The organism is Synechococcus sp. R55.7 (assembly GCF_047461955.1).
In the GTDB taxonomy this organism is placed as follows: Bacteria; Cyanobacteriota; Cyanobacteriia; order Thermostichales; family Thermostichaceae; genus Thermostichus.
This window is the reverse complement of sequence record NZ_JANSIC010000333.1, coordinates 1-1616: the sequence shown is the minus strand read 5'-3', so window position 1 is coordinate 1616 and position 1616 is coordinate 1. Positions and strand designations below refer to the sequence as shown.

Sequence of the window (1616 nt, the reverse complement as noted above, 5' to 3'; positions counted from 1 at the left end):
AGAAAAACCTAAACTAGGGGTGAGTGAGCTGCTGCCGAGATCCCTATGGTGCCCCTGATCATCGACTGTGACCCTGGCCAAGACGATGCGGTGGCTCTGCTGCTGGCTATGGCGTCGCCAGAAGAGCTGCAATTGCTGGGCATTACCACGGTGGCTGGCAATGTCTCCTTGGACAAAACCAGCCGCAATGCTCGACAGATCTGTGAATTGGCCGGTCAGCCGCAGATGGGGGTGTATGCCGGCTGCCCCCGACCTCTCTTGCGCCCTCTGGAAACCGCCGAGCAGGTGCATGGCAAAACCGGGATCGATGGAGCGGATCTGCCGGAGCCCCAGATGCCTTTGGGATCCCAGCATGCAGTGCCCTATCTCATCGAGACGCTGATGGCTGCCCCTGAGCCGGTTACCTTGGCTTTGCTGGGCCCGATGACCAACTTGGCGGTGGCTCTGGTGCAGCAGCCCCGAATTGTGGAGCGCATCCGGCGGCTGGTGTTTATGGGGGGATCCGCCTTTGAGGGGAATGTTACCCCGGCAGCCGAGTTCAACATCCTCACCGATCCCCACGCCGCCCAGATCGTGCTCAGCGCCGGGATCCCGGAGGTGGTGATGCTGGGCTTGCACGTCACCCAACAGGTCCTCAGCACGCCGGAGCGGATTGAGCGCATCCGCGCCCTGGGCACCCGCGTTGGGCAGACGGTGGCCAATATGCTCACCTTTTACGGTAAGGTCGACGTAGAACGCTACGGGCTACCGGGAGGGCCATTGCACGACCCTTGTGTGATTGCCTATCTGTTACAGCCGCAGTTGTTCGAGCTCAAGCCCTGCTACGTCGAGGTGGAAACGGCTAGCCCCTTGAACCTGGGCCGGACGGTGGTGGATCGCTGGGGATCCAGTGGTCGCCTCGCCAATGTTCAGGTGGCTTTTGGGGTGGATGCCCAGGGGTTTTACCACCTGCTCACCGAGCGCCTGGGCCGTTACCGATAATTCTGATAGTTCTGATCCTTGAGGCCAGATCCGAAGGTGGAGAATCCCAGCGCCGTCCAACGTGCCAAGCTGGAGTGGGTGAACCTGCCCACCGCCGTCACCCTGCTGCGGCTGGCAGGGATCCCTTTTGTTTTGCTGGGCCTGAGCCTGCGATCCCCACTGGGGGAGAGGTTGGCCCTCTGGGCGTTCCTGTTGGCGGCGGCAACCGATTGGCTGGATGGCCATTTGGCCCGCCGTTATGGCTTGGTAACCGATATGGGCAAGTTTTTGGATCCTCTGGTGGATAAGCTGCTGGTGTTGGCGCCGCTGCTGGGCCTGCTGGAACTGGGGCGGATCCCCGCTTGGGGCGTGTTTTTGCTGGTGGGGCGGGAGCTGGCCATCGCCGGCTGGCGGGTCAACCAAAGCCAAATCCGCGGTGCCAATTTCTGGGGCAAAGCCAAGACGGTAACCCAAATCCTGGCCATTGCTTTGCTGATTTTGGGGTGGCCGGGAGGGATCCCTTGTTTTTGGGTGGCGGTGGTTCTCACCCTGATCTCGGGCCTGACCTACCTGCACACCGATCATCCCCATCATGCGCAGTCACCCGGCAGGCCATAGCCCTTGTCAGATCCCCCCGCCCCTCGCCGACAGAGGAG

Annotated in this window: 2 protein-coding genes; both read left to right on the top strand. The window is 61.8% G+C overall.

The window, feature by feature from the left end:
• Window positions 1-45 precede the first annotated feature (45 nt).
• The gene (locus tag NW820_RS12280) at window positions 46-981 is read left to right on the top strand and encodes a nucleoside hydrolase (protein WP_414350605.1); all 936 of its coding nucleotides are present in this window, start codon (window positions 46-48) and stop codon (window positions 979-981) included.
• A 78-nt stretch (window positions 982-1059) separates the two neighbouring features.
• Entirely contained in the window at window positions 1060-1578 is a 519-nt protein-coding gene (pgsA, locus tag NW820_RS12275) for a CDP-diacylglycerol--glycerol-3-phosphate 3-phosphatidyltransferase (protein ID WP_414329287.1), read from the top strand.
• The last annotated feature ends 38 nt before the right edge of the window (window positions 1579-1616 follow it).

What these genes read in the sequence shown, in the direction of transcription:
- NW820_RS12280 (WP_414350605.1), top strand. Translation starts at nt 46, where the DNA reads ATGGTGCCCCTGATCATCGACTGTGACCCTGGCCAAGACGATGCGGTG.